Consider the following 21,811-nt stretch of genomic DNA (forward strand, 5'->3'; position numbering starts at 1 on the left):
AGGGTCACTGCATCTCCATTTCAAGGGTGGGAAGGTGCGTGGCTACCCCGCCGGCGCCTCTGGCGGCAGGTGTAGGAGGTTGTCGCCCGACCGGGCTTCACCAATCAAAAAGCATTGTTGTTACGCGCGCATTCCAAAGAGGTCAGAAGGTGAGCGACGACACGCGATGTTCACGGTAACCGTGACCGCGACCACTGATTGCGGCGTGTCGGGGTCGCGCCGGGTCTACAGTCCGGTCACATGACCCACTTCGCGGTGTGGGCGCCCGAACGGTCCGACGTGCGGCTGCGGATCGCCGGCCGCGCCGACGACGTCCCCATGGTGGCCGGCGACGGCGGGTGGTGGCGCGCCGACCTCCCCGGCGTACTCCCCGGGACGGACTACGGGTACCTGCTGGACGGCGCCGGCGAGCCGCTGCCCGACCCCCGCTCGGCGTGGCAGCCGCACGGGGTGCACGGCCTGAGCCGCGTCTACGACCACGCCGCCTTCGGGTGGACCGACACCGCGTGGACCGGGCGGGCGCTGGCCGGCAGCGTGCTGTACGAGCTGCACGTCGGCACGTTCACGCCGGAAGGCACCTTCGACGCGGCCATCGGGCGGCTCGACCACCTCGTCGACCTGGGCGTCGACATGGTCGAGCTGCTCCCCGTCAACGCGTTCAACGGCACCCACAACTGGGGGTACGACGGGGTGTGCTGGTACGCGCCGCACGACGGGTACGGCGGGCCGGACGGGCTCAAGCGGCTCGTCGACGCCTGCCACGCGCGCGGCATCGGCGTCATCATCGACGCCGTCTACAACCACCTCGGGCCGTCGGGGGCGTACGCTCCGCGGTTCGCGCCATATCTCGCCCAAGGCGCCAACACGTGGGGGCGATCGCTCAATCTGGACGGTCCACACTCGGACGAGGTCCGGCGGTACATCGTGGACAGTGCGCTGTCGTGGCTGCGTGACTACCACGCCGACGGGCTGCGGCTCGACGCCGTGCACGCGCTCGTCGACCACCGCGCGGTACACGTGCTGGAGGAACTGGCCGCGGAGGTCGACGCCCTCGCCGCGCACCTCGGCCGCCCACTCACGCTGATCGCCGAGTCAGACCTCAACGACCCGCGGCTCGTCACGCCGCGCGAAGCCGGCGGATACGGGCTCCAGGCACAGTGGAACGACGACGCGCACCACGCCCTGCACGCGCTGCTCACCGGGGAACGGCAGGGCTACTACGCCGACTTCGGCTCCTTGGAGTGCCTCGCCACCGTGCTGACCGGGGCGTTCTACCACGCCGGCACGTGGTCGAGCTTCCGCGGCCGCACGCACGGCCGGCCCGTCGACCGCCAGCGCACGCCCGCGCACCGTTTCGTCGCGTACCTGCAGAACCACGACCAGATCGGCAACCGGGCCACCGGCGACCGGATCAGCGCGACCCTGAGCCCCGGACTGCTGCGCGTCGGTGCGGTACTGCTGCTGGCCTCGCCGTTCACGCCGATGCTCTTCATGGGCGAGGAGTGGGGCGCGACCACGCCGTGGCAGTTCTTCACCAGCCACCCGGAGCCCGAGCTGGCGACCGCCGTGGCCGAGGGGCGGCGGCGCGAGTTCGCCGAGCACGGCTGGCCGGCCGGCGACGTGCCCGACCCGCAGGACCCGCTGACGCTCGCCCGATCCCGGCTCGACTGGGCAGAACTCGGCAAGCCCGCGCACCGCGACATGCTCGACCTGTACCGGCGGCTCATCGCCCTGCGCCGCGCCCGGCCCGACCTGACCGACCCGCGACTCGACCGCGTCGAGGTCACGCACGGCAACCGCTGGCTCGTGATGCGGCGCGGCAGCACGGCGGTGGCCGCGAACCTGGCGCCACACCCCACCCGCGTCCCCCTGCGGGGGGACGAGATCCTCCTGTCGACCGCGCCCGGCGCGACGGCGGCGGGTGACCTCTCGGCCGAATCCGCCGCCGTCCTCGCCCTCTAGACCGGCACTCAGACCGCGTCGATCTTGGCCATCTCCTCGGGCGTCAACTCGAAGCCCGCAACGTCGAAGTTGGCCTTGATGCGGTCCGGGGTCGCCGACTTCGGGATCACCACGATGTCGTGCTGGAGGTGCCAGCGCAGGATCACCTGAGCCGGCGTCACCCCGTGCGCCCGCGCCACCTCGGCGAACACCGGCTCGCGCAGGTTGCTGCGGCGGAACGGGCTGTATCCCTCCACCACCACACCCCGCTCACGGTGCTCGGCGAGCAGCTTCGCGTCGTGCAGCGCCGGGCTGTACGGGATCTGGTTGACCGCCGGCGCCACCCCCGTCGCGTCGATCAGCTCGTCGATCTGGCCGATGCTGTAATTGCTCACCCCGATCGCGCGGGTCAACCCCGCCTCCCGCGCGGCGACGAACTCGCGCCACGTCTCCGGCCGCGCCCCGCTCGGCGGCCAGTGCACCAGCCACAGGTCGAGCTGGTCGACACCCAGAGCGCGCAGGCTCGCCTCGATCGTCTCCCGCTCGCGGCCAGCCAGCTCCGCGGGGAGCTTCGTGGTGACGAAGACCTGGTCGCGCGGCACACCGCTGTCGCTCAGCGCGCGGCCCACCTCGGCCTCGTTGCGGTACATCGTCGCGGTGTCCAGATGCCGATATCCGGTGTCGAGCGCCACCCGCACCGGGTCATACGCCTGCGACCCCGGAAGCTGCCAGGTGCCGAAGCCGAGCAGCGGCATCTGGCCGCCACCGGCGAGGCTCACGGTCGGTTGAGTCATGAACCCAACCTACTCTCGACAAATCCGGCCTCTGGCAAACTAGCGAGGTGCTGGTCGTACACGGGCTGTGGCACCGCGGTCACCTGGCCCTGTGGGCGGAAGATCCGGCGGCGCCAACCGAACCACCCCGCCGCTCGGGCCGTCCCCCGAAAGAGCGACCCCACCCCTTCGCCGCCCCCGCCGGCGACCTCGCCGCCGCGCTCGGCGACCTCGCGGCGAAAGCCACGCAGACCACCGCCGTGCTCGGCCTCCCGACCGCGGCCGGCCGGCCCGTCGACTCGCCTGAGTTGGTACGCCCAGAGCCGCCGGCCAGAGCCCCGATGGCACTCGCCTCCTGGCGCGTACCCGTGCTGGAGCTGGCGCCCGACGACGCGTTCCCGCTGCTCCGAGCCCTCGACGACGACGAGCTGCGGTACGGCGCGTCGCTGCGCCACCTGGCCGAGGTGGCCGACTTCGCCATCGACCTGGTCCGCCGCGGCCGCCTCCTCCCGACCCTCTCCACCGCCGCTGACGGGGCGTTCGCGCTCTGGCGGCCGCTGCTCACCGGGGCGGACGCCGCCTGGGCCCAGTCGCTCGCGGCCGCCCTGCCGCCCGCCACCCGCGCCGCCGGCGGCAGCCCCGCCGAGGTCACCGCCGCGGCCCTCGACGCCCTCGTCGACGCCGCCGCCCGCATCACCGGCACGCGCATCGCCGGCGGCCGAGGCACCGCCACCGGCGCCTGGCTTGCCGCGCTCACCGGATACGAGCGGCGCTTCACCGCCGACCCCGCCGGCATAGCCGCCCTCGGCGCCGAACTCGCCGAATGGCAGCGCGACGCCGCCGGCGGTGCCGTCCGCGCCTGCTTCCGGCTCGTCGAGCCACCATCCGACGAGGTACAGGACTGGCGGGTCGAGTTCGCCCTCCAAGCCGCCGACGAACCCAGCCTCGTCGTCGACGCCGAACGCGTCTGGCGCTCCCGCGGCGCCCTCCGCGCCCTCGCCCGCCACCTCGACGCGCCCCGCGAAACCCTCCTGACCGAGCTGGGCCGCGCCAGCCGCCTCTGGCCCGAACTCGACGACGCCCTCCGCACCGCCAAACCCAGCGAACTCGCCGTCGACGCCGCCGGCGCACACCGGTTCCTGCGCGAGGGAGCGCCGCTGCTGCACGCGGCCGGCTTCGGCGTACTGCTGCCAACCTGGTGGGGCAAACCCGGCTCGCGGCTCGGCGCCCGCCTCAACGCCAAGACCCGCACCGCACCCGGCACCGTCGCCAGCCGCAGCGCGGTGGGCATGTCGTCCATCGTGGACTACAAATGGGAGCTGGCACTCGGCGACGAGCCGCTCTCCGAAAGCGAACTGCGCACGCTCGCCAAACTGAAGACGCCACTCGTGCGGCTGCGCGGCCAATGGGTCGAGCTCGACGCGAAGCGGCTCGCGGCCGGGCTCAAGCTGCTCAAGTCCGGCGGCGAGATGACGGTCGGCGAGCTGCTCCACCTTGGACTGTCCTTGGAGGACGATCCCGACGCGCTGCCCATCCAGGCGGTCACGGCCGACGGGGCGCTCGGCGACCTGCTCGCGGGCCAGGCCGAGCGGCATCTGTCCCCAGTGGAACCGCCGCCCGGCTTCGTGGGCACGCTGCGCCCGTACCAGAAGCGAGGGCTGGCCTGGCTGAGCTTCCTGGAATCGCTGGGATTGGGCGGGATTTTAGCGGACGACATGGGCTTAGGAAAGTGTCTTTTGGGCGATACGCCCGTTTTTCTCAATGGTCGGCTCGTGCGGGCGGAGGACGCCTGGGATGCGTACGCCGGCCCGGCCGTCTCAGACGGCGAGGGCGAGTGGGGCGCGCCGACCGAGCCGCTGGTGACCAACGCGCTGTCCGGCGGGCCGTTCCCCGGACCGATGGTGGAAGCTCCCGTACGGCGCCTCTACCGGCAGCACGTCAGCGAGCCCCTGCGCCGGGTGCGTCTCGACGACGGCAGCGAGGTGGTCGTGACCCGGCGCCACAAGCTGCTGGGCACGCACGGCTGGACGACAAACATCTCCGTGGGTGACCGCCTGTGCGTGCCGGCGCGTCTGCGCTGGCGAGGCGAGCCCGTCGATGCGGACCTGACCACGTTGCTCGCCTGGCAGATCAGCGAAGGTTGCGAACTGCCGACTGGTGCGGTCCAGATCTCCCAGAAGGACACGGCAGTACTCGGGCGGCTTCGTCGCTGTGCGCTCGACTTGGGCGACCGGCTTGGCATACGTGTCAACAACCCACGGATTAGCCTCAATCACAAAGGATACGGCTTCCTTGGAATATATAGCGTTGCCTATATGCGTTATTTGGGGCGCCGCGGATACCAGTGGGGAGAGCGGTCCGCCGGCAAGGCGATCCCGGACTTCATCGTGTCGGCCGACGACGCGACGATCGCGCTGTTCCTGCGGGAGTACTTCACCGCCGAGGGCTCGGTCCTGACCGGGATGCGGGTAGTGGAGATCAGTTCGGCCTCACCTCAGCTGATGCGTCAGCTGTCTGCGATGCTTCGCCGTTTCGGCATCTGGATGCGCGTGACGGTCAAGCACAAGCGGGCGACGAACGGCTCCGGCATCGCCCGGCCGTACCAGGTCGGGCTGATCGGTGGCTCGTCCCTGCGCCTGTTCCGCGAGCACGTCGGGTTCTCGGATGCCACCAAGCAGTCGAAGCTGGCAGCGGTCTGCGCGAAGCCGAGTAACACCAACGTCGAAGGCGTGCCGGCCAGCGATCTGCTGATCCAGGCCAAGGATCGTAGCGGCCTGCCAGCCCGGCACTTCGGCGTGGGCCCGGTCTACTTCGCCGGAACGCAGGACGCATCGAAGGAGACGGCGGGGCTCGCTCTCGCGGGGTTCGACCGCATCCTTTCCGGCGAAGCGGCAGCGGAATATGCCCGCCGTCCGCGTACGAAGTGGACCGCGGCCGTCACGGATGCGTACCGGAGCTTGGACGTCGAAGGGCTGGGCGATCTGCGCGACGCCCTGGCCTGGCGTGCGGGCAGCGAGGTGCACTTCGCTCGGGTGGTGGCCGTCGAAGACGTGCACCACACAGGCTGGGTGTACGACTTCGAAGTCGCTGAGCACCACAACTTCGTCGCGGGCGGCATGCTGTGCCACAACACCGTGCAGTTGCTCGCGTTGACGGCGGGGGATGGGCCCGAGGTGGGGCCGACGTTGTTGGTGTGTCCGATGTCGCTGGTGGGGAACTGGCAGCGGGAGGCGGCCAAGTTCGCGCCGGAGCTGCGGGTCCACGTACACCATGGTGCGGAGCGGCCGCGGGGGGCGAAGTTCGCGGCGGCGGTGAGCGCCGCGGACATCGTCGTCACCACCTACGCGATCGCGGCGCGCGACGCGGAGGCGCTGGGCGAGGTCGCGTGGCATCGCGTGGTGGTCGACGAGGCGCAGGCCATCAAGAACGCGGCGACGCGGCAGGCGGCGGCGGTGCGGGCGTTGCCGGCGCGGCACCGGGTGGCGGTGACGGGTACGCCGGTGGAGAACCGGCTCGCCGACCTGTGGTCCATCATGGAGTTCGCGAATCCGGGGCTGCTGGGCGCGGCGGCGGCGTTCAAGAAGAAGTATGCCGAACCGGTGGAGCGGCACGGTGACGAGGAGGCGGCCGAGCGGCTGCGGCGGATCACGGGGCCGTTCGTGTTGCGGCGCCTCAAGACCGACAAGTCGATCATCTCGGACCTGCCGGAGAAGCTGGAGATGGAGGTGCTCTGCAACCTCACCGGCGAGCAGGCGTCGCTGTACCAGGCGGTGGTCGACGACATGATGGAGCGGATCGAGTCGAGCGAGGGCATCGAGCGGCGCGGTCTGGTGCTGGCCACGATGACGAAGCTGAAGCAGGTGTGCAACCATCCGGCACAGTTCCTGCACGACGGCACCCGGATGTCGGGCCGGTCGGGCAAGCTGGCGCGGCTGGAGGAGATCCTCGACGAGGTGCTGGCGGCGGGGGAGAAGGCGCTGCTGTTCACCCAGTACGCGGAGTTCGGTGCGATGCTGCGCGCGCACCTGTCGGGGCGTACCGGCCGCGAGGTGCTCTACCTCCATGGTGGAGTGTCCAAGAAGGACCGTGATGCGATGGTGGCGCGGTTCCAGGGTGAGGGCGGGCCGTCGCTGTTCGTCCTGTCGTTGAAGGCGGGCGGCACGGGCCTGACGCTGACGGCGGCCAACCATGTCGTGCACGTCGACCGCTGGTGGAACCCGGCGGTGGAAGACCAGGCGACCGACCGGGCGTACCGGATCGGGCAGCGGCGGGCCGTGCAGGTGCGCAAGTTCGTGTGTGCTGGCACGGTGGAGGAGAAAATCTCGGAGATGATCCGGGACAAGCGCGGGCTAGCGGCTCGCATCGTGGGCACCGGTGAGCAATGGCTGACCGAGATGTCCACATCGGAGCTGCGGAGCCTGTTCGCGCTGGAGGCCGGGGCGGTGGTCGAATGAGCTACGAGGTGTACGGGCGCACCCGGAAGGTCGACGGCGGGCTCAAGGCGCGCAGCACCCGCGGTCAGATCGGGGAGTCGTGGTGGTCGCGGCGGTTCCTCGACGTGCTGGAGTCGTTCGCGGTCGGCACTCGGCTGACGCGTGGCCGGTCGTACGCCCGCGCCGGCCAGGTGCTCTCCCTCGACGTGTCGCCCGGCATGGTCACCGCGTCGGTGCAGGGTTCGCGCGCCACGCCGTACCAGGTGCGGGTTGGGCTGGCACCGTTCGCCGACGAGCTCTGGACGCGGATCGAAGACATGCTCGCGGCGCAGGCCATCTACAGCGCGCGGCTGCTGGCCGGCGACCTGCCCCCGGAACTGGAGCGCGTCTTCGACGAGGCTGGCGCGCCGCTCTTCCCGCGCAGCATCGGCGAGCTCGACATGCGCTGCTCATGCCCGGACCACGCGGTGCCGTGCAAGCATTTGGCGGCGACGTTTTACTTGCTGGCGGAGGCGTTCGACGCGGATCCGTTCCAGATCCTGCACTGGCGGGGTCGGTCCCGCGATGCGTTGCTGGCGCGGCTGCGTGGCCCGGCGGCCCGCAGTCGTCGGGCGTCCGCGCCGGCGGCGATCGGCACCGCAGTCGCGCTGACCGAGGTGCCCGATACGGCGTTGGCGGAGTCGCTGGACCGGTTCTGGCTCTCGCCGCAGCCGCTGCCGGCCCGGCCGCAGACCCTGGACACCGAGCCGGACCTGCTGCTGCGCCAACTCCCCGCGCCCGGGCCCGCGCTGGGCGGCCCCGGCCTCCTGGAACGCCTCCGCCCCTTCTACCGCTCCCTGTCGTCCTAGCCCTGTGTAATCCGGACATTCCGCCCCGACAGGGCCCGCACCGTGCCCTGGGCGCCGGTATGGTGGCAGTACGTTGCCCGGAGTGGGAGAGTCGCGATGACCGCCGCACACGATGACTACAGCGACCTGCACGAGATCATCGATCGCCTGGCGCCTGACCAGGCGGAAGTGATCCGGCGTCACGCCCTTCGCCTGGTCAATTCGCCTCCGCCCAGCCGCTTCCGGGTACTGCGCACCTTCGACGGGCCGTCGACAGACCTTGGTGCTCGGGCGAAGGACGTCCTCCGGGAGGAGATGGGCGAGACCGGTGACCTTGAGCAGACCTCGTGTACGGAGGTCGATCTGGTGCGGATGGGCGAGCTCATGCGGCAGTACCGCGGCTTCCCGCTCGGTATCGCCGACGCCTCGGTCATCGCGCTCGCTGAGCGGCTCAAGGTCAACGAGGTCGCGATGCTCGATCATCGGCACTTCCGGTCGATCGTGCCAGCGCATACGCCAGCGCTCAACCTGTTGCCCTGAGGGTCTCAGGCGGCGTTGGCCCTGGTTCCACCGAGCGGGTCCAGGTGGGCCTGTACGGGGAGGGCGGCCAGCCAGTGTCTGGCGTCTTCGCCTCGGACTTGGGCCGCTGTCGCTAGCGCCGTCGCGGTCAGGCAGCTCTGCGCCACCACCGTCACTCGGCGCCACACCCGTGTCGCGGGTGCGCCGGTGCGGGGGTCCAGGACCTGGGCGGACGACGTGCCGATCGCGCCGCCGTGCGGCAACGTGATCGCCCCATCCCGCCAGCCGCCGGCTGGTGCTGGGCCGGCGGTGGCCACGTCGCCGCCGAGCGCTACGAGTGCGCCCACGCCGTATCGCACGGCGATCTGTTCGGCGCAGCGCTCGGCGATACGTGCCGGCGCGGTCGCGCCCAGGTCCAGGACCACCCCGGGCGGCAGCGTGAGCTGGCCCTCGTCGAGCCGTACGCGCCGCCAGCCGGGGACGGGTGCGGCCGGTGCCGAAAGCACCGAGCCGCACGCGGGAAGCCACGGGCGCCGCTGGCCGTACCGTTGCCGCAGCAGCGCCGTGCCCACCGTCGGATCGACGTCGCCCCCGGTGCGTTTCGCGGCATCCAGAGCCGCCTCGACCAGGTCGGCGAGCACCGGGCTCAGTCGCACGGGGCGGCCGGGCGCAAGGTGTACCCGGGAAAGCTCCCGACCGAGCGCGACGCGCGCCTCGGAGATCCGCGCCTGTGCCAGCTTGCGGGCCGCGCGCAGCGCGCTCGGATCCGTGACCGCGACGCGAAGGTCCGTGACCGCCACCCGTAGGTCATCCATGCCACGAAGCCTGCGCGCGGCGGCTGGGGCGGCCCTAGGGTCAAGCTGTGCCCGACCTGTGAAATCCTCACAGGCGGCGCACAGAAACGGCTTAGGGTTGGCACAGCCGGCGCGGCCAGCATGAAGGACGTGATGAGCATGAACACGCGGCAGGCCGGCCCCGAGCTGCGCCGCCACGACGGCGAGCCGGTGCGGGTGCTCGTTGTCGACGACGAACCGACCCTCACCGACCTGTTGTCGATGGCGCTGCGCTACGAGGGGTGGCAGGTCCGCACGGCCCCCAACGGGATGAGCGCTGTGCGCCTTGCCAAGGAGTTCGAACCGGACGCCGTGGTCCTCGACGTCATGCTGCCCGACCTCGACGGGCTGGAGGTGCTGCGCCGCATGCGCGGGAACTCGCCCGACGTGCCGGTGCTGTTCCTCACCGCCCGCGACGCCGTGGAGGACCGGGTCGCCGGGCTCACGGCGGGCGGCGACGACTATGTCACGAAGCCGTTCAGCCTGGAAGAGGTGGTCGCGCGGCTGCGGGCGCTGATGCGCCGGGCGGGCGTCGGCACGGTACGCGACGACGCGACCCTGGTCGTCGGCGACCTCAGCCTCGACGAGGACAGCCACGAGGTGCGCCGCGGCGGCGACCTGGTGACGCTGACGGCGACCGAGTTCGAGTTGCTGCGTTTCCTGATGCGCAACCCGCGCCGGGTGTTGAGCAAGGCGCAGATCCTGGACCGGGTGTGGAACTACGACTTCGGCGGGCAGGCCAACGTCGTCGAGCTCTACATCTCGTACCTGCGCAAGAAGATCGACGCCGGGCGCCCACCGATGATCCACACGCTGCGGGGCGCGGGCTATGTCCTCAAACCAGCTGAGTAAAAGCCGGCTGGGGAGCCTGTCGCTCCGCGCACGCCTGATCGCCACGATGGTGGCGCTGCTGGCGATCGTGTCTCTGATCATCGGCGTGGTGACCACGCTGTCCCTGCGCGACTACCTGTACGACCAGATCGACGCCCAGGTCATCTCGGGGGCGAACCGGTTCGTCGAGCAGCCCCCGAAGGGCGACGGCGGGAAGGGCCGGCCCGATCAGCAGCGGCCGCTGCTGTCACCCGGTCAGCCGGCGGGCACCGTGGTCGTGAAGCTCAGCGGGACGCAGGTGAAGGATTCCGGCGTCGCGCACCTGACGGCGTTCAGCGAGAACACCCCGGCTTCCGAGGCCCAGACGGCGATCCTCAGCCAGGTGGCGGCGGACAACAAGATCCACACCGTGGAGGTGCCCGATCTCGGCACCTACCGTGCCGCGGCTGTGCTGTGCAACGACGGGTACACCTACGTCGTCGCGGTGCCGCGCGGAACCGCGACGGCGACCGTACTGCGCGTGGTGGGGGTCGGGGTCCCTGTGGTCGCGGGCGGGGTGTTGCTCGCCGCCGGCATCGGGGCGCTCATCATCGGGGCGTCGCTGCGGCCGCTGCGCCGGGTCGCCGCGACCGCGAGCCGCGTCGCCGAGCTGCCGCTCGACCGCGGCGAGGTCGCGCTGTCGGTCCGCGTGCCGGAGGCCGACACCGATCCACGCACCGAGGTCGGCCAGGTCGGGTCCGCGCTCAACCGCATGCTCGGTCACGTGGCCAACGCGCTCGCCGCGCGGCAGGCAAGCGAGACTCGGGTACGCCAGTTCGTGGCGGACGCCAGCCACGAGCTGCGCACCCCTTTGGCAGCCATCAGGGGGTACGCGGAGGTCACCCGCCGGGGCCGCGAGGCTGTCCCGCCCGATGTGGCGCACGCCCTGCGCCGGGTGGAGTCGGAGAGCGCCCGGATGACCACGCTGGTCGACGACCTGCTGCTGCTCGCCCGGCTCGACTCGGGGCGGCCGCTGGAGGACAAGCCGGTCGACCTGTCGGCGCTGCTCGTCGACGCGGTCAGCGACGCGCACGTGGCGGGCCCCGAGCACCGCTGGCGGCTGGACGTACCCGAGGAGGCCGTCAGCGTCCCCGGCGACGCGCCGCGGTTGCACCAGGTGATCGCGAACCTGCTGGCGAACGCCCGTACACACACTCCACCCGGCACGGTGGTGACGTCGTCGCTGTGGGCGGCTCCCGACGGGTACACGATGATCAGGGTGACCGACAACGGCCCCGGCATCCCGGCGGACCTGCAGGCGGAGGTTTTCGAGCGGTTCGCGCGCGGCGACAGCTCGCGGTCGCGAGCGGCCGGCAGCACCGGGCTGGGCCTGGCGATCGTCGCGGCGGTGGTCGAGGCGCACCACGGCACGGTGTCGGTGGTGAGCCGGCCGGGACACACGGAGTTCACAGTGCGGCTGCCGGGCTCACAGCCCGGACATAGCTGACGCTGTGGTGACATGCAGGGTGGCGAGCAAGCCTGGGCCACCATGAGCCTCACCGTGACCTCTCTCGACGTGGTGCCCGAACAGCCGCTGGTGCCTGACCAGCCGCCCGCGGACCCGACCTCGCCGGCGAGCCAGCCTCGATGGGTCCGGCCCGCGCTGGCGGCTCTGCTGCTCGGCACCGCCGTGCTGTATCTGTGGAGCCTCGGCGCGTCCGGCTGGGCCAACTCGTTCTACTCCGCCGCCGCGCAGGCCGGCTCGGCGAGCTGGAAGGCGTTGTTTTACGGCTCTTCCGACGCCGCCAATTCGATCACAGTGGACAAACCACCGGCGTCGTTGTGGCTGATGGCCCTGTCGGTACGGGTGTTCGGGCTCAGCTCGTGGTCGATCCTTGTGCCGCAGGCGCTGCTGGGTGTCGCGTCGGTCGGCGCGCTGTACGCGACGGTGAAGCGGGTGTCGGGGCCGGCGGCCGGTCTGCTGGCGGGTGCGGTACTGGCGCTGACGCCGGTGGCGACACTGATGTTCCGCTTCAACAACCCGGACGCGCTGCTGGTGCTGCTGATGGTGCTCGGCGCGTACGCCACGGTGCGGGCGGTCGAGAAGGCGAGCGCGCGGTGGCTGGCGCTGGCGGGCGTGTTCATCGGGTTCGCGTTCCTGACCAAGATGTTGCAGGCTCTGCTGGTGGTGCCGGCGTTCGCGCTGGCGTACCTGATCGCCGCACCCACCGGCATCGGCCGGCGCATCGGGCACCTGCTGCTGTCGGGGCTCGCGCTGGTGCTGTCGGCCGGCTGGTACGTGGCCATTGTGGAGCTTGTGCCCGCCTCGATGCGCCCCTACATCGGCGGCTCGCAGGGCAACAGCATCCTCGAACTGACCCTCGGCTACAACGGGCTGGGCCGGATCACCGGCGAGCAGCCGGGCAGCGTGGGCGGCGGTGGTGGCAACGGCGGCAACTGGGGCCAGGCCGGATTGACGCGCCTGTTCGACTCGGAGATCGGTGGGCAGATTGCTTGGCTCCTGCCCGCCGCATTGCTCCTGCTTGCCGCCGGCATTGCTGTGACGTTGCGCCGGCCGCGCACCGACCTCGTGCGCGCCTCGCTGATCGTGTGGGGCGGTTGGCTGCTGGTCACCGGGCTGGTATTCAGTTTCATGGAGGGCATCTTCCACGCGTACTACACGGTCGCACTCGCGCCGGCGGTCGGAGCGGTTGTCGGTACAGGCGGAGTGCTTTTGTGGCAGCGCCGTCGGAGCCCTGTCGCGGCGGCGGTGCTAGCGGCTACGGTGGCGGTCACCGCATTGTGGTCGTGGGCGCTGCTGGGCCGCAGCCCAGACTGGCACCCGTGGCTGCGGGTCGCGGTGCTCGCCGGGGGCCTGGCCGCGGCGGCCTTGCTGCTCGTCGCCGGACGATTGCCCCGGTACGCCGCCACAGCCGGCCTGGCCGCGGCGGTCGCCGCCGCACTGGCGGGTCCGGCCGGGTACTCGTTCAACACGGCGTCGACCGCCCACAGTGGAGCGATCCCGACCGCTGGTCCGTCGGTGCAGGGTGGCGGTCCTGGTGGTGGTTTTGGTGGCGGGCCTGGCGGTGCTGGCGGGCCGGGCGGGTTTCGTGGCGGCACTCGGGGTGGTGGGCAGGCGCCTGCCTTCCCGGGCGGTGCTCAAGGCGGGGCCGCTGGCTCTCCTGGCTCTCCGGGCGGCGGCGCGACCCGCGGTGGCGGTGGTGCGCGGGGCGGCGGCATGGGTGGTCTGCTGAACGCGCAGGAGCCGAACGCTGAGCTGAAGAGCTTGCTGGAGGCGAACAGTGACCAGTACACATGGGTGGCCGCCACTGTAGGTTCCAACAACGCGGCCGGGCTGCAGTTGGGCACCGGGCTGCCGGTGATGGCTGTGGGTGGTTTCAACGGCAGCGACCCGTCGCCGACACTGGAGCAGTTCAAGCAGTACGTGGCGGAGGGGAAAATCCACTATTTCGTGGGCGGTAACGGCTTCCGCGCCAACGGTGGCAGCCAGGACTCCCAGGAGATCGCCGCGTGGGTAGCCGACACGTACACGGCCCAGACCGTGGGCGCCCAAACCATCTACAACCTGACCCCATAGCCCCCGCGCCCGGCGGTCCGCGCCCGGCGGTCCGCGCCCGGCGGTCCGCGCCCGGCGGCCCGCGTCCGCGCGCCCGGCCCGCTCTCTCTCCTCGCCGATCAAGGGCGAATGCACGTGGTTGGATCTCTTTTCCGCGTGCATTTGCCCTTGATCGTTGGGGTTTTCCTCGATCGGCGGGGCGAGGCGGGGACCGGGCAAGGGATGCACAGGGACCGCACAGCGGGCGCGAAGGGGCTTTCCAACCGCCGCGTCCAAGGTGGACGTATGAACGAGACGATCTCCCAGCCCGAGCCCGTGTCCGTCCCCTCCGCGCACTGGTCGCCCGCGGCGCCTATGGCCGCGGTGGCGCTCGGTCCGGCGCCCGCGCCCAGCTTGTGGCGGCGGCGGATGCTGGCCGCGGCCGTCGCTACCGCACTCGCCGTCACGAGCGGCGTCGGCGGTGGGCTGCTCGCTACCCAGTTCGCGAGTGCGTCGCCCACCACGACCAACACTGTCACCGCGACGTCCGTCTCCACCGGCGGGACTTACACACCGGCCCAGATCGTCGCCAAGGTCTCGCCGAGCGTGGTGACCATCCGGGTAACGTCGCGCGAGGGCGAGGCCGAAGGCTCTGGCGTGGTACTCAGCGTCGATGGCCTGATCATGACGAACAGTCACGTCGTCGAGTCCGGCGGCACGATCACGGTGGAGCTGTCGGATGGCCGTACCGTCGATGCCACCCTCGTCGGCCGCGACGCCGCCGCGGACATCGCGGTGTTGCGGGCCGAAGGCGTCTCCGACCTCACGCCAGCGACGCTCGGCACCAGCTCGAACCTGGCGGTGGGCGACTCGGTACTGGTGTTCGGCAGCCCGCTCGGCCTCGAAGGCACGGTGACGGCGGGCATCGTGTCCGCTGTGGACCGTGAGGTGTCGGAGTCCGGCGGCAGCGACATGAGCGGCCTCATCCAGACCGACGCGCCGATCAACGCGGGCAACTCGGGCGGTCCGGTGGTCAACTCGGCGGGCCAAGTCGTGGGCATCACGGTGGCGATCGCCACGACAAGTGAGGACGGCGGCAACATCGGGGTCGGGTTCGCGATCCCGATCGACACCGCGACGGCGGTCGCGACCCGCCTGACCACCTGAGCCGCGGTAGCGGCTCCTCGCCTGGCCCCGCCTCTCCTCGCCAACGCCGAGCACCTGCCGTCCGCGGTGACCAGCGCGGCCCTCATGCCGGCGCGGTCCTGGGCGGGCCGCCGCAAGCTTTCGCGCGGCGTCGGTTGGATCGGCGATCCGTTCGGGCCGGCGGGTCGTTCGGGCCTCGCACGAGGCGGTGCATGGGCCGTGCTGGGCCGTGCCGCGGCCGTCCACGTCGGACCTTGGAGCGGGAGCGTTGCTCTGGCGACGGTCGGGCTCCAAGATCTGGGCGTTGGCGGCGTCTGTGGCGATTGGCTGCCCCTCTTGGGGCAGCCAATCGCCACAGACTCGGGGACCTGGGGATAGAGCGGATAGCGGCGCGCGGCGATGGCGGAGGCCACTCCGGCCGGCGCGGCGGCGAGCCGGCCCGCGGATCTGCGGCCCGGCGCGGCGGTGGGCCGGCAGTTGGGGTCGTGGGCGGGCGAGGGAGCTGGTCGCGGCCCGTCGATCAAGGTCATTCGCATGGATCAAGGGCGAATGCACGCGGAAAAGAGATCCAACCACGTGCATTCGCCCTTGATCGACGGAAAAGGGCCGCGCGGGCGGGGTGCCGTTAGAAGGTGGGGGTGGGGACTGGGCGGCCCCACAGCCAGCCCTGACCCAAATCGCAGCCGATCGCGCGGAGCCGCCGCGCTTGCGCGGGTGTCTCGACGCCTTCGGCCGTAACGCTCAGCCCCAGCTTGTGACCCAACGTGACCAGGGTGCTCAGGATGGCTTCGCGCGTCGGGTCCACCTCGCCGCGGGGGCGGCGGCCCTTCAGGAAGCGGCCGGCCAGCTTCAATCCGTGTACCGGCAGGTCGCACAGGTATGCGAGGTTGGAGTAGCCGGTGCCGAAGTCGTCGATGGCGATCTGTACGCCCAGGTCCGCCAGGGCTCGCAACGTGTCGACGCTGTCGTCGTCGATGTCCATCACCGCGTCTTCGGTGATTTCGAGTTGGAGGCGTCCGGCGGGCAGGCCGGTGTCGTCGAGGATGGCGGCGACCTGGGCGGCGAGGCCGGGCTGGCGGATCTGGCGGACCGCCAGGTTGACGCTCACGAAGGTGTGGTCGGGCCAGCGGGTGGCGTCGCGGCAGGCCTGTGCCAGCAGGTGGCGGCCCAGGTGCACGATCAGGCCGGTGTTTTCCGCGAGGCCGATGAAGTGGCCGGCTTCGAGCAGGCCGAGGCGCGGGTGCCGCCAGCGGGCCAGCGCCTCGACGCCCATGACGGTGCCGTCGGCGATGTCGACGAGCGGCTGGTAGAAGGGGGTGAACTCGCCGCGGTCGAGGGCGCCGGGCATGTCGGCGGAGAGCCGGTACCGGGCGACGTCGGCCGCGTTGCGAGCCGGGTCGAAGACGGCCCACGCGCCCTTGCCGTCGGCTTTAGCCCAGTGCAGTGTGAGGTCGGCGGCGCGCATGAGGTCGGCCGGGTCGGAGCCTTCGACGGGGCGCTCGACGACGCCGGCGCTGGCCGATACTCGCAGGGCGTGGCCGTCGACCAGTACCGGGTCGGCGAGCAGCGCGAGTGCCTTGTCGGCCACCTTGACGGCGTCGTCGGTGCAGGTGGTCTCCTCGATCAGGATGGCGAACTCGTCGCCGCCGAGCCGGGCGACCAGCCGCGACGGGTTGGCGGCGAGGGTGGCGAGGCGGGCGCCGACCTCGTGGAGCAGGTGGTCGCCGACCTGGTGGCCCAGGCTGTCGTTGACGGCCTGGAAACGGTCGAGGCCGAGGAAGCAGACGCCCAGCCGGACGCCCCTGCGCGGGTCGGAGCAGGCGTGTTCGAGGGCACGGGCGAAGAAGGTGCGATTCGGCAGCGTCGTGAGGGCGTCGTGCAGCGCGGCGTACCGGAAACGGCTCTCGCTCTCCCGCAGCGCCGCCTCGGCCTTGATCCGCGCGGCGAGCGCGGCGTGCCTGAGCGTGTCTTGCGCGTCGAGGGTGTGGTCGCGCAGCGCCCGCGCGAAGCCGGTGGAGAGCGCGTCGAGCAGTTGGCCGACGCGGGCCGGGTCGCCGGACAGTCTGGATTGGAGGACGGCGATGGTGCGGCCGAGCGTCTCGGGGGTCTGGAATCCGGCGGCGACCAGCTCAGTGGCCACTGTGGAGCCGGCCGCCGGGTCGAACGGCTCGGCCTCGATCGCCGTGACCAGCACAGTGGCGAGGCGATCGACGAGCGTCAACCGCTCGCCGCGTGTCAGCGGCGCGCATGACGTGCCCTGTAACGCGCGCGCCCACTCTTGGGTGAACGGCGCCATCTCCCCGGCCATCGCGCACTAGGCTACCGCCACTTCGGCTTCGGGGCACCCGCCCGCCAACGTCCCAGAATGCGGAACCAGTCAATTAGGGAACACTAAGAAGACTGGGAGGTGGGCGGCCACGTTGGTACCGTCGGCCACGGCTGTGGGGGCTCGAGGGGTAAGAGGCGCGGTGAACAGTGGCGGGGCGATGAGCCTGCGCAAGAAGGTGCTCGTGCTGGGTGGCATGGACTTCCTGGCGACGCACCTGGCGCGACGGTTGGTAGCCGAGGGGTTCCGGGTGGTGATCGTCGCCAACGTGCCCAAGTCGCGCACAACCACCGGTAATCGCAATGTCGAGGTGCTTTCCGGTGACCTGACCAACGTGGACACTTGGGCCGCGTTGCCTCGCGAGTGGGAGCAGATCTACCTGCTCGGAGACGTGCCGACGCCGAGGGCGATCGACGCCGACCCGGTCCGGGCGGTACGCGGGCAGGCCCTCGCGGCCCTGCACCTGCTCGACTGGGCCGGCCCCAACGACAAGATCTTCTTCGCGTCCTCCGGCGAGGTGCACGCGGACGGCGTCGACGCGGGCGTGGTGCCGGTACCGACGGACGAGACCGATCCGGTCATGATCGGCGATCTGGCGGCGCCGCGGTCGGCGTACGCGGCCAGCAGACTGGCGGCGGAGGCCGCGCTGCTGCACGGCGCCCGCGCGGGACGGTGCCGGGTCGTGATTGGACGCCTTTACGACGTGTACGGGCCGCGGATGCCGGTCGACGAGCTCATCCCGCAGATGTGCCTGCGCGCGCTGCGCGGGGTGGACCCGTTTCCGGTGCCGGGTCCGCACCGGCAGCGCTCCTTCATGTACGTCGACGACGCGATCGCGGCGATGCTGCGGCTCGTCGACACCCCCGCGGCGGCCGGCGAGATCGTCCACATTGGAAACGGTGGCGCCGAGACCAGCGTCGGTGACCTGGCGAAACTCGTGTTGCGGGTGGCCGGGGTCAAGGCGCGTGTCGTGGCGCAGCCGCCACCGCGAGGCTCGACCGCCCACCGCATCCCCGACCTGACGAAGATCCGCCGGCTGATCGGGCTCGAGCCCGGGGTCAGCCTGGAGGAGGGCGTGCGCCGCACCTTCTACTGGTACCGGCGGACCATGACATCCGTCATGGGCGCGGGGTGACGGCGGGCAGCCTGCCGTAGCGCTCGCCGGGGACACGATCGTCCCATGATTGTTCTTCGTAACCTGGTCAAGCGGTACGGGGCCGTCACCGCCGTCGACGGGCTCAATCTGGAAATCCGCTCCGGCGAGGTGGTGGCGCTGCTCGGGCCGAACGGCGCCGGCAAGTCCACCACGATCGACCTGCTGCTCGGGCTGGCCCGGCCGGACGAGGGCAGCGCCACCCTCTTCGGGATGCCGCCCGCCACGGCGATCGCGCGGGGCAAGGTCGGCGCGCTGCTGCAGTCCGGTGGGCTGCTGCCCGACCTGACCGTCGCCGAGATCGTCGAGCTGACCGCCTCGCTGCACGGCAAGGCACGGCCGGTACCGGAGGTACTGCGCCGAGCCGGCATCGCCGACCTGGCCAAGCGCCGGATCGCCGGGCTGTCCGGCGGACAGCAGCAGCGGGTGCGGTTCGCGATGGCGCTGGTCGCCGACCCGGAACTCATCGTGCTCGACGAGCCGACCACCGGGCTCGACCCGGAGGCCCGGCGCGCGTTCTGGTCGGCGATGCACGAGGAGACCGCACAGGGTCGCACGGTGCTGTTCGCCACCCATTACCTGGACGAGGCCGACGCGTACGCCGACCGGATCGTCTTCATGCGGGCCGGCAAGGTGGTCGCGGACGGTACCGCTTCGCAGATCAAAGGGCTCGCGGCCGGCCGTACCATCAGGGCCACGTTGCCCGGCGCGGACCTGGCCGCTCTCGCGGCTCTCCCCGGCGTCGACCAGGCCGAAGGGCGCGGCGAAGCCGTGCTCCTGACCTGCCACGACTCGGCCGCCGCGCTGCGCGCGCTGCTCGCCGCGACGGACGCCCGCGACATCGAGGTCACCGGACGCGGCCTGGAGGACGCGTTCGTAGCGCTAACCCTGGAAGGAGCGGCGGCATGAACACCACGTACCTGCGGATGGAGGTCCGGCGGCTGCTCCGGAACCGCCGAGTGCTCATTTTCAGTATGCTGATGCCCGCGATCCTGCTGCTGATCTTCGGCGGGCTCAACAAGGACCAGGAGATCGGGGGCGTGTCGGCGACCGCGTACCTGATGGTGAGCCTGGGCATCTTCGGCTCGATGTCGACGGCCATCGGCGGCGGCGGTTCGATCGCCGTCGAGCGCGGCATCGGCTGGAACCGTCAACTGCGGCTCACCCCGCTGCGCCCCGGCCGGTACGTGGCGATCAAGGTGATGCTGTCGCTGCTGATGACGCTGCCGCCGCTGCTCATCGTGTACGTGCTGGGCGCGGTCGCGCTCGACGTGCGGCTGCCCGCCGGCACGTGGGCGCTCGTGGCGCTGGGCTCGTGGCTGGGCGCGCTGCCGTTCGCGGCGCTCGGCGTGGTCGTCGGCTACGTCGCCAAGCCGGACAGCGTGCAGCAGGTGTCGGGGCTGCTCTACATGCTGCTGGCGGCGTTCGGTGGGCTGTGGGTGCCGGTCGAGACCATGCCGCGGCTGATGCGCGACGTCGCCGAGCTCACGCCCGCGTACTGGGTCGGCCAGGTGGCGCGCAGCCCGCTGTTCCACGGCTCGCTCGGTGTGCACGCGGTCCTGGTACTGCTCGGCTGGACGGTGGCGCTCGCCCTCGTGGCGCTGAGCCGGTTCCGCGCCGACACCGCACGGGCGTAGGTAGCGTGACCGCGTGGCGCGTGGACGGTTCTTCTGGCTCTGGTCGGGCATCTGGCTCGTGTACCTCATCGAGCCCCTCGCCCAGACCTGGCAGGACGACGACGGCGCGGTGCGCGTGCTCGGCGTCGTGGTGGTCGGCTTGTTCGCGGCGGTGTTCGTGGCGTTCTTCGCCCGGCTCCGCCGCGCCCGCCTGGCCGGCGAGCCGGTGCCGGAGCCGATCGGCTGGGCCGCGGTCGGCGCGCTGGCCCTGCTGACCGTCGCGATCACGCCGGCCATCGGCGAGAGCGCGCTGGGAATGCTGACGTTCGTGGCGGTCACTGCCCTGTTCAGCCTGCCCCGGCGGCCGGCGCTGACCATCGCGGGACTGCTCATCGCGGTGCCGGTCGCCGTGCCGCTCGCGGTGCCCGGCTGGAAGATCCGGTACGACCTCAGCTTCTCGATCTTCCTGGGTTGCCTCGTGGTGTGGGGCGTGATCCAGATGCTCCAGCGCAATGCCGAGCTCGCCGCGGCACACGAGGAGATCGCGCGGCTGGCCGTCGTCGACGAGCGGAACCGATTCGCCCGGGACCTGCACGACCTGCTCGGCCACTCGCTCACCGTCGTCGCCGTCAAGGCGGAGCTGGCCGGGCGGCTCGTGCGGCTGGCGCCGGAGCGGGCCGAAAACGAGATCGGTGACGTGGAACGCCTGGCCCGCCAGGCGTTGCGCGACGTGCGGGCGGCGGTCGCCGGGTACGTTGAGGTGGCGCTCGCGGCGGAGCTCGCCGGTGCGCGAGCCGCCCTCGACGCCGCCGGCATCGAGGCCGACCTGCCCGACGACGTCGACGCGGTGCCGGCGGCGCGGCGCGAGCTGTTCGGCTGGGTGGTGCGGGAGGGCGTGACGAACGTGGTGCGGCACAGCGGGGCCAAGCGCTGCCGCATCCGGGTCACCCCATCGGAGATCGAGGTCTCCGACGACGGCGGCGGTGCCGGCGCGTCGTCAGGGCGCGGGCTCGCCGGGCTCGGCGAGCGGGTGGCGGCGGCGGGTGGGTCGCTGGCTGTTTCCTCGGTACGGGGGCAGGGGTTCACACTTCGGGTACGGGTGCCGTGATGCTGGCTGGTGTCCGGCGGTCTTCCCGAGGGCGCGCGTGATCAAGTTGCTGCTCGCGGATGATCAGGCTCTCGTGCGTGGCGCGCTGGCCGCGTTGCTGTCGTTGGAGCCCGACCTGGAGGTGGTGGCCGAGGTCGGCCGCGGCGACGAGGTCGTCGACGCCGCCCGCCGCACCCGGCCCGACGTAGCGCTGGTCGACGTCGAGATGCCCGGCCTCGACGGCATCGCGGCGACCGCCGCCCTCCGGGCCGCCCTGCCCGCCTGCCGGGTGCTGGTGGTGACCACGTTCGGCCGGCCTGGCTATCTTCGGCGGGCGATGGCGGCGGGCGCGAGCGGGTTCGTGGTCAAGGACACCCCGGCCCGCCAACTCGCCGACGCCGTCCGCCGGGTCGCGTCGGGCCTGCGCGTGGTGGACCCTGGGCTGGCCGCGGAGACGCTCGCGAGCGGCGACAGCCCCTTGACGCAGCGCGAGACGGACGTGCTGCGCGCGGCACGGGACGGCGGAACGGTGGCTGATGTGGCAGCGACGCTGTCGCTGTCCGAGGGCACGGTGCGTAACCATCTGTCGGCCGCGATCGGCAAGACCGGCGCCCGCACCCGCGCGGAAGCGGTCCGCTTGGCGGACGAACGCGGCTGGCTCTAACCCCCGCCGCCCCCGCCGCGTGCCCGCCGTGCCCGCCGCGCGCCCCCCTGCCCGCCGCGCGCCCCCCGGCCCCCTTTGCCGCCGATCAAGGGCAAATGCACGTGGTTTGATCTCTTTTCCGCGTGTT

16 protein-coding genes are annotated in these 21,811 nt (G+C 71.7%); 13 read left to right on the forward strand and 3 right to left on the reverse strand.

Annotation, left to right across the window (positions count from 1 at the left end; translation table 11 throughout):
* Positions 1-240: 240 nt before the first annotated feature.
* Positions 241-1,962, forward strand: a complete 1,722-nt coding sequence (gene treZ, locus QMG73_RS32555) for a malto-oligosyltrehalose trehalohydrolase (protein WP_281902125.1) — start codon at positions 241-243, stop codon at positions 1,960-1,962.
* An 8-nt stretch (positions 1,963-1,970) separates the two neighbouring features.
* Here the strand turns inward: treZ and QMG73_RS32560 are convergent, their stop codons facing one another.
* A complete protein-coding gene (locus QMG73_RS32560) occupies positions 1,971-2,735 on the reverse strand; it encodes an aldo/keto reductase (protein ID WP_281902127.1) in 765 nt (254 codons plus the stop codon).
* Positions 2,736-2,782: 47 nt separating this feature from the next.
* Between QMG73_RS32560 and QMG73_RS32565 the strand changes: the two genes are divergently transcribed.
* The 3 genes from QMG73_RS32565 (at position 2,783) to QMG73_RS32575 (ending at position 8,514) form a co-directional block, all read left to right on the forward strand.
* On the forward strand, positions 2,783-7,168 hold the full coding sequence (locus tag QMG73_RS32565) for an SNF2-related protein (RefSeq protein ID WP_281902129.1): 4,386 nt from the start codon (positions 2,783-2,785) through the stop codon (positions 7,166-7,168).
* A complete protein-coding gene (locus tag QMG73_RS32570) occupies positions 7,165-7,995 on the forward strand; it encodes an SWIM zinc finger family protein (protein ID WP_281902130.1) in 831 nt (276 codons plus the stop codon). Before QMG73_RS32565 ends, QMG73_RS32570 begins: the two co-directional genes overlap by 4 nt.
* Positions 7,996-8,091: 96 nt before the next feature.
* Complete coding sequence (locus tag QMG73_RS32575; protein WP_281902132.1) at positions 8,092-8,514, forward strand: PIN domain-containing protein; 423 nt, start codon at positions 8,092-8,094, stop codon at positions 8,512-8,514.
* 5 nt (positions 8,515-8,519) lie between these two features.
* Here the strand turns inward: QMG73_RS32575 and QMG73_RS32580 are convergent, their stop codons facing one another.
* Positions 8,520-9,308: an FAD:protein FMN transferase gene (locus QMG73_RS32580; protein WP_281902134.1), complete on the reverse strand. Its 789-nt coding sequence runs from the start codon at positions 9,306-9,308 to the stop codon at positions 8,520-8,522.
* Positions 9,309-9,446: 138 nt separating this feature from the next.
* Here QMG73_RS32580 and QMG73_RS32585 point away from each other — a divergent pair, with 138 nt between their 5' ends.
* The 4 genes from QMG73_RS32585 to QMG73_RS32600 all read left to right on the forward strand — a co-directional run bounded on the left by QMG73_RS32585 (position 9,447) and on the right by QMG73_RS32600 (position 14,859).
* Positions 9,447-10,178: a response regulator transcription factor gene (locus QMG73_RS32585; RefSeq protein ID WP_281902268.1), complete on the forward strand. Its 732-nt coding sequence runs from the start codon at positions 9,447-9,449 to the stop codon at positions 10,176-10,178.
* Positions 10,156-11,643, forward strand: coding sequence for a sensor histidine kinase (locus tag QMG73_RS32590; RefSeq protein WP_281902136.1), 1,488 nt, complete (start codon positions 10,156-10,158; stop codon positions 11,641-11,643). Before QMG73_RS32585 ends, QMG73_RS32590 begins: the two co-directional genes overlap by 23 nt.
* 42 nt (positions 11,644-11,685) lie before the next feature.
* A complete protein-coding gene (locus QMG73_RS32595; protein ID WP_281902138.1) occupies positions 11,686-13,734 on the forward strand; it encodes a glycosyltransferase family 39 protein in 2,049 nt (682 codons plus the stop codon).
* 264 nt (positions 13,735-13,998) lie between these two features.
* The gene (locus tag QMG73_RS32600; protein ID WP_281902140.1) at positions 13,999-14,859 is read left to right on the forward strand and encodes a S1C family serine protease; all 861 of its coding nucleotides are present in this window, start codon (positions 13,999-14,001) and stop codon (positions 14,857-14,859) included.
* Between the two features lie 604 nt (positions 14,860-15,463).
* Here the strand turns inward: QMG73_RS32600 and QMG73_RS32605 are convergent.
* Positions 15,464-17,146, reverse strand: coding sequence for a putative bifunctional diguanylate cyclase/phosphodiesterase (locus QMG73_RS32605; protein ID WP_281902142.1), 1,683 nt, complete (start codon positions 17,144-17,146; stop codon positions 15,464-15,466).
* Between the two features lie 160 nt (positions 17,147-17,306).
* On the opposite strand from QMG73_RS32605, the gene QMG73_RS32610 reads away from it, so the two are divergent.
* Genes QMG73_RS32610 through QMG73_RS32630 form a run of 5 tightly spaced genes read left to right on the forward strand, consistent with a single transcriptional unit; the run spans position 17,307 to position 21,684 of the window.
* Positions 17,307-18,299 carry an NAD-dependent epimerase/dehydratase family protein gene (locus tag QMG73_RS32610; RefSeq protein ID WP_281902145.1) on the forward strand — a complete coding sequence of 331 codons (993 nt, stop codon included), beginning with the start codon at positions 17,307-17,309 and terminating at the stop codon, positions 18,297-18,299.
* Between the two features lie 45 nt (positions 18,300-18,344).
* A complete protein-coding gene (locus tag QMG73_RS32615; protein ID WP_281902147.1) occupies positions 18,345-19,226 on the forward strand; it encodes an ABC transporter ATP-binding protein in 882 nt (293 codons plus the stop codon).
* A complete protein-coding gene (locus QMG73_RS32620; RefSeq protein ID WP_281902149.1) occupies positions 19,223-19,954 on the forward strand; it encodes an ABC transporter permease in 732 nt (243 codons plus the stop codon). The genes QMG73_RS32615 and QMG73_RS32620 overlap by 4 nt, the downstream gene beginning before the upstream one ends.
* Positions 19,955-19,967: 13 nt before the next feature.
* A complete protein-coding gene (locus QMG73_RS32625) occupies positions 19,968-21,041 on the forward strand; it encodes a sensor histidine kinase (protein WP_281902151.1) in 1,074 nt (357 codons plus the stop codon).
* 37 nt (positions 21,042-21,078) lie between these two features.
* Positions 21,079-21,684: a response regulator transcription factor gene (locus QMG73_RS32630; protein ID WP_281902153.1), complete on the forward strand. Its 606-nt coding sequence runs from the start codon at positions 21,079-21,081 to the stop codon at positions 21,682-21,684.
* The last annotated feature ends 127 nt before the right edge of the window (positions 21,685-21,811 follow it).

The organism is Phytohabitans aurantiacus (assembly GCF_027923225.1).
Lineage (GTDB): Bacteria > Actinomycetota > Actinomycetes > Mycobacteriales > Micromonosporaceae > Phytohabitans > Phytohabitans aurantiacus.